Below are 6471 nucleotides of genomic sequence, written 5' to 3' on the forward strand. Positions count from 1 at the left end.
GCCCGTAAAGCCAACCCTGAGGGGCGGATGTCACTCTGGGACCACCTCAAGGAACTCAAGAACCGGCTGATCAAGTCCGCCATTGGCGTGGTCCTCGGCGGTATTGGGGGCTGGATACTTTACGATCCGCTGCTGAAGGCGCTGGCCGACCCGGTCAACCGCATCTCCCAGCAGACCGGGGGACTCTCGGCAATCAACTTCGGGACCATTGCCTCCCCGTTCGACTTCAAGCTGCAGATGTCGCTCCTCATCGGGGCGGTTATTTCCAGCCCCATCTGGATCTACCAGCTGTGGGCCTTCATCACTCCGGGGCTTACTTCCAAGGAGCGCCGGTACACGCTGGGCTACATGGCGGCAGCGGTTCCGTTGTTCCTCGCCGGAATCTGGGCGGGCTGGCTCGTGGTGCCGCAGGTGGTCCGGGCACTGACCCAGTTCACGCCGGACGGCTCGTCGAGCGTCATCGACGCGCGAACGTACATCGAGTTCGTCACCCGGATGGTTCTGGTACTGGGGATCGCATTCCTGGTTCCCGTGGTGCTGGTAGGCATCAACATGGCGGGTGTTATCACCGGCCGTACCATCCTCAAGGCGTGGCGCATAACGGTCTTCCTGGTCTTCGTCCTTGCCGCAATTGCGGCCCCCGGGGCTGACGCCATCTCCATGTTTATGCTGGCGGGCCCGCTGCTTGTTCTTTTCTTCGCGGCCATTGGCATCTGCCTCATGAATGACAAGCGCCGTGACCGCCGCCAGGCCAAGAGGGCGGCGGAAACAGAGGCCACGGCTGACATCGCCACCCCGAGCAGTGAGCTGAAGAACCTCTGAGCTCCCATTAGGCTTGGTGTATGTCCACCAACACCGGGCCGTTTGCTTCAGGCCCATCTTCCAGCGGACCTTCCTCCACGGCTCCCGGCGATGACGAGCCCTCACCGGCGGAACGGTACAGGGCCAGCGCCGAGCGAAGGGCAGAGGCCTCCTCGGACCTCGGAGCGTTCATCCGCACGCTGGACTTTGAGCTGGACGACTTCCAGAAGCAGGCCTGCCGGTCCCTCCAGGACGGCAGGGGTGTCCTGGTGGCTGCACCCACGGGCGCCGGCAAGACCATCGTGGGCGAGTTCGCCATCTACCTCGCCCTGCAGCGGGGTCTCAAGGCTTTCTACACCACCCCCATCAAGGCGCTGAGCAACCAGAAGTTCACTGAGCTGGCCGACAAGTACGGCGCCGAAAAGGTGGGCCTGCTGACGGGGGATACCAGCATCAACGGCGATGCCCCCGTGGTGGTAATGACCACCGAGGTCCTGCGGAACATGCTGTATGCCGATTCCGCCACCCTGGACGACCTGGGCTACGTGGTGATGGACGAAGTGCATTACCTTGCCGACCGCTTCCGCGGTGCCGTGTGGGAGGAAGTGATCATCCACCTTCCCAGCGAGGTCCAGGTGGTTTCCCTCAGTGCCACAGTCTCCAATGCTGAGGAGTTTGGTGCCTGGCTGGACACTGTCCGCGGCGATACCGACATCATTGTGTCCGAGCACCGGCCTGTTCCCCTTTGGCAGCACGTCATGGTGGGCCGCCAGATCATGGACCTGTTCGCCGGCGAAACCACGTTCGACGAGATTGCCCCGCCGGTGGATGCCGACGATCCCGGGCAGGCACAGGTGCAAAACACCGGCACAGGCCGGGGGTTCGATGTGAATCCCGACCTCCTGGCCATTGCCCGCAGCGAGGGCCAGCAAGGCTTCCGGAGCAGGCCAGGCCCGGGCCAGCGCGGCCGCCGCGGCAACGACCGCCCTGTCCGGGGAGCCGAACCGAACGGCGTGCGCAGGGCCAGCCGGCCCCAGGTGATTGCCAGCCTGGACAAAATGGACCTGCTGCCGGCCATCACCTTCATCTTCTCCCGTGCCGGCTGTGACGCCGCGGTGGCCCAGTGCGTCGGCTCGGGGCTGTGGTTGACCACTGAGAAGGAACAGCGGATCATCGCCCAGCGGGTGGACGAGGCCGGCTACGATATTCCCCCGGATGACCTGGACGTACTGGGCTTTTGGACCTGGCGGGACGGCCTGCTCCGCGGGTTCGCCGCGCACCACGCCGGAATGCTGCCCACGTTCAAGGAAGTGGTGGAGAAGCTCTTCGCGGATGGCCTGGTCAAGGCCGTCTTCGCGACGGAGACCCTCGCCCTGGGCGTCAACATGCCGGCCCGTTCAGTGGTGCTCGAGAAACTGGACAAGTTCAACGGCGAAGCCCACGTGGATATCACGGCCGGCGAGTACACGCAGCTGACTGGCCGTGCCGGCCGGCGCGGGATCGACGTCGAAGGCCACGCGGTGGTGCTGTGGCAGCCGGGCACGGATCCGACGGCGGTGGCGGGCCTGGCATCCCGGCGCACCTACCCGTTGAACTCGAGCTTCCGGCCAACCTACAACATGAGCATCAACCTCCTGGCACAATTTGGCCGTGCGCGGGCGCGCGAGATCCTGGAATCCTCGTTCGCCCAGTTCCAGGCTGACCGGTCCGTGGTGGGCCTGGCCAGGCAGGTTCGCAGCCGCGAGGAATCCCTCGCCGGTTACGCCAAATCCATGACGTGCCACCTGGGCGACTTCACCGAATATGCACGGCTGCGCCGGGAACTGTCGGATGCGGAAAACGCCACCTCCCGGGCGAAGTCCCGGGCCAGGAAGTCGCTCAGCGACGACTCGCTGGCCCGGCTCCTCCCAGGCGACGTGGTCAACGTCCCCGGCGGCAGGGCGCCCGGCCCGGCCATCGTCCTGAGTTCCGACCACAGCAGCCGCGAGCCCCGGCCCGCCGTCCTGACCCTGGACAACCAGCTGCGCCGGATCAGCACCGACGATCTGGAAGGCCCCATTTCGCCCGTTACCCGGATCCGGATTCCGAAGTCGTTCAATGCCAAGGTGCCAAAGTCGCGCCGTGACCTGGCGTCTTCCGCCCGGAACGCGCTGCGGGAAAACCGCCCGCCAGCGCCGGGGCACAACCGCAACAACGATTTCGGCCGCGCCAGCGCCATGCCCAACCAGGAGAAACGCATCGCGGACCTGCGGCGGGCCCTGCGCGCACACCCGTGCCACGGGTGCAGCGAGCGTGAGGACCACGCCCGGTGGTCGGAGCGCTGGTGGAAACTCCGGCGGGAAACGGATGGACTGGTCAGGCAAATCCAGGGCCGCACCAACACCATTGCCAAGACCTTCGACCGCGTCTGCGATGTCCTCTCCGCCTACGGTTACCTGGAGGACGCCGGGGAGGGGCGGCTGCTCATCAGCCCTGACGGCCAGCGCCTGCGCCGGATCTACGGCGAGAAGGACCTGTTGATCTCCCAATCCCTGCGGCTGGGCGCCTTCGACGATCTTGACGCGGTGGAAGTCGCAGCCCTTGCCAGTGCCCTGGTGTACCAGGCCAAGCGGGAAGACCGCGGCCTCCGGCCCCGGATGCCCAGCGTCTCCCTGGAGACCGCGGTGGACATCGTGGTGCGTGAGTGGTCGGCGCTGGAGGACGTGGAAGAGGAGAACAAGCTTCCGCTGACCGGCGAACCGGAACTGGGACTGGTGTGGCCCATCTACAAGTGGGCACGGGGCCGGCATCTCCAGGATGTCCTGAGCGGGACGGACCTGGCGGCGGGCGACTTTGTCCGCTGGGTGAAACAGGTGGTGGACCTGCTGGACCAGCTGGCCAAGATCCCCGGCCTTGAGCCCCGGATCGCCCGGCTGTGCGCCGAGGCCATCACCCTGGTCCGCCGCGGCGTCGTGGCGTATTCCTCTGTCCTCTAACTTTTCCCCGGCCCAGCCGCCGGCACGCAATTTCCAGGAGCCCTGCCCAAATATGACCCAGCCCGGTCCCGCAAACCCGTCCCGTCCGCCAGTTGTCCTCTACCGCAACGGTTCCGTCTACAGCGCTGCCGACCCCTTCGCCACCGCCATGCTCGTGGACGGTGGCACCGTGGCGTGGGTGGGCTCGGAGCAGGCCGCCTCCTCCATAGCCGACAATTCCATGGACGTCATCGACCTGCGGGGCGCACTCGTCGCTCCCGGATTCGTCGATTCGCACATGCACCTGACCGAGACAGGGATCGCGCTGGAATCCCTGCAGCTGGGCGGAATCTCCTCCGCGCGGGAGCTGCTGGATGCAGTGGCAGCAGCGCCCGGCGACGGACCGGTCCTGGGCCACGGCTGGGATGAGACCACCTGGGCGGACGCCGCCCTGCCCACCGCTGAGGAACTGGAACGGGCGTCAGCCGGCAGGCCCGTCTACCTCTCCCGGGTGGACGTGCACTCGGCCCTGGTTTCGGCGTCGCTGGCCCGGTCCGCTGGGCTGCATGACCAGGACGGGTTCGACGGCGGTCCCCGGGTCAGGCGTGCCGCCCATACTGCGGCGAGGCAGGCTGCCCGCCGACTTCCGGCGGCCGACCTCCGCCGGCACCAGGCCCGTGCCCTGTCCGAGGCGGCCGCCAACGGTTATGTTGCTGTGGCGGAGATGGGCGCTCCGCATATCGGCGGGGCCGACGACCTGCGCCTGGCAGCATCATGGAACAGCACCGGGCCCGAGGCCCCCTCCGTCCCGGAGGTCCTAGCTTACTGGGGCGAACTTGTGTCCTCGGAAGACCACGCCCGCAGCGTGCTGGACGGATTTGGCTTCGGACTCCGCGGACTGGCCGGCGACCTGAACATCGATGGATCGGTCGGGTCGCGGACTGCCGCCTTGCGGTCCGGCTACAGTGACGCCCCGGAAGAACGGGGCTCGCTTTACCTGGGTGTGGACGAGGCCGCAGCGCATCTCGCCGCCTGTTCCCTGCTGGGCGTCCCGGGCGGCTTCCACATCATCGGGGACGCCGGCCTGGACACTGCGCTGTCCGCCCTGGACCTCGCCGCCGGGCAGGTGGGGGAGCAGCGCGTACGGGCGGCGGGCCACCGCTTCGAGCACGTTGAGATGGTCGACGCTGCTGCAACCGAAAAGCTGTCCCGCTACTCGGTGACAGTCAGCGCCCAGCCCGCGTTCGATGCCGCCTGGGGCGGCACCGGGGGGCTGTACCAGCAGCGACTGGGGGAGCGCAGCGCCGCCATGAATCCCTTCGCCACCTTGTACGCTGCCGGCGTCCCTGTCTGCTTCGGCAGCGACAGTCCGGTGACCCCGCTGCGGCCGTGGTCCAGTGTCCGCGCCTGCCTGGAGCACCACAACCCGGAGGAACGGATTTCTGCCCGCGCCGCGTTCCTGGGCCACACCCGTGCAGGCTGGCGGGCGGCCAGATACCACAACCCCATGGCGGGCCAGCTCGTGCCGGGTGCCCCCGCCAGTTTCGCCGTCTGGGAGGTGGAGGAGCTGATGGTCCAGGTGGCCGACGGGCGCGTCCAGTCGTGGAGCACCGACCCCCGCGCCCGGACTCCTCTGCTGCCCGCCCTGGATACCGGCAACGACCCGGTATGCCTGCAGACCGTTCGGGACGGCGTCGAATTGTTCTCCAGCCAGGCACTGCGTTCCTGAGCCTGCGCCCCGCCGCCCTATAATGGGTAGCTGCGCCTGCCGGCGGCTAGCCAGGCCGTCAGGTGCACACCGACCGCTCCTCCCAGGAAAGGCCCTTTGTGCGCGTCCTAACGATCATTCCCACCTACAACGAACTGGAATCGCTGCCCAAAACCCTTCAGCGGCTCCGCTCGGCTGTTCCGGCGTCGGATGTCCTGGTGGTGGATGACAAAAGCCCTGACGGCACCGGCCAGCTTGCGGACGCTATCGCTGCCGAAGACTCCCAGGTCCATGTCCTGCACCGGAAGGGCAAGGAGGGCCTGGGCGCCGCATACATCGCGGGTTTCAAGTGGGGCCTGGATGCCGGCTACGACGTGCTCGTGGAAATGGACGCGGACGGCTCCCACCAGCCGGAGCAGCTGCCCCAGCTCCTGGAAGCCATCGATCACGGCGCGGACCTGGCGATGGGTTCGCGCTGGGTGCCCGGCGGACGCGTGGTGAACTGGCCGCTGTACCGCCAGGCGATTTCCCGCGTGGGCAGCACGTATGCGCGCCTCATGCTGGGCCTGAAGATCAAGGATGTGACAGGCGGTTACCGTGCGTTCCGCCGGACCACCCTGGAGAAACTTAACCTGGACCAGGTGGATTCCGTGGGCTACGGCTTCCAGGTGGACCTGGCCTGGCGGGTGTCCCGGATGGGCCTGCGCATCGAGGAACGTCCCATCACCTTTGTGGAGCGTGAACTCGGCGCATCGAAGATGAGCGGCAATATCGTTCTCGAGGCCATGGTCAACGTGACCAAGTGGGGGCTCGCTGCCCGCTGGAACGCGCTCACCCGGAAAAAGGCTTCAGCCCAGCCGTAGGCCGCGCGCCGTACGGCAACAAAAAAGGGGGCCGTTCCCGCACAGCAGTTGAACTGCTCCCCGGGAGTTGGACTGAGAAATTCAGTTCCGACTCCCGGGGAGCAGTTTTATGCGTGCGTCTAGTTCGTTGTCTGAGGATCAGCGC

Annotated in this window: 4 protein-coding genes; all 4 read left to right on the plus strand. The window is 66.9% G+C overall.

Annotated elements, in window-relative coordinates:
• Nucleotides 1–27 precede the first annotated feature (27 nt).
• The 4 genes from tatC to AC5RU7_RS11695 all read left to right on the plus strand — a co-directional run bounded on the left by tatC (nucleotide 28) and on the right by AC5RU7_RS11695 (nucleotide 6326).
• Entirely contained in the window at nucleotides 28–822 is a 795-nt protein-coding gene (tatC, locus tag AC5RU7_RS11680) for a twin-arginine translocase subunit TatC (protein WP_494009186.1), read from the plus strand.
• 20 nt (nucleotides 823–842) lie between these two features.
• Nucleotides 843–3776: a DEAD/DEAH box helicase gene (locus AC5RU7_RS11685; RefSeq protein ID WP_494052349.1), complete on the plus strand. Its 2934-nt coding sequence runs from the start codon at nucleotides 843–845 to the stop codon at nucleotides 3774–3776.
• Nucleotides 3777–3828: 52 nt separating this feature from the next.
• On the plus strand, nucleotides 3829–5484 hold the full coding sequence (locus AC5RU7_RS11690; protein ID WP_494052350.1) for an amidohydrolase: 1656 nt from the start codon (nucleotides 3829–3831) through the stop codon (nucleotides 5482–5484).
• Nucleotides 5485–5582: 98 nt separating this feature from the next.
• Nucleotides 5583–6326 carry a polyprenol monophosphomannose synthase gene (locus AC5RU7_RS11695; protein ID WP_494052351.1) on the plus strand — a complete coding sequence of 248 codons (744 nt, stop codon included), beginning with the start codon at nucleotides 5583–5585 and terminating at the stop codon, nucleotides 6324–6326.
• The last annotated feature ends 145 nt before the right edge of the window (nucleotides 6327–6471 follow it).

It is taken from the genome of Arthrobacter sp. K410C (assembly GCF_059090105.1).

What these genes read in the sequence shown, in the direction of transcription:
- tatC (WP_494009186.1), top strand. Translation starts at nt 28, where the DNA reads ATGTCACTCTGGGACCACCTCAAGGAACTCAAGAACCGGCTGATCAAG.
- AC5RU7_RS11685 (WP_494052349.1), top strand. Translation starts at nt 843, where the DNA reads ATGTCCACCAACACCGGGCCGTTTGCTTCAGGCCCATCTTCCAGCGGA.
- AC5RU7_RS11690 (WP_494052350.1), top strand. Translation starts at nt 3,829, where the DNA reads ATGACCCAGCCCGGTCCCGCAAACCCGTCCCGTCCGCCAGTTGTCCTC.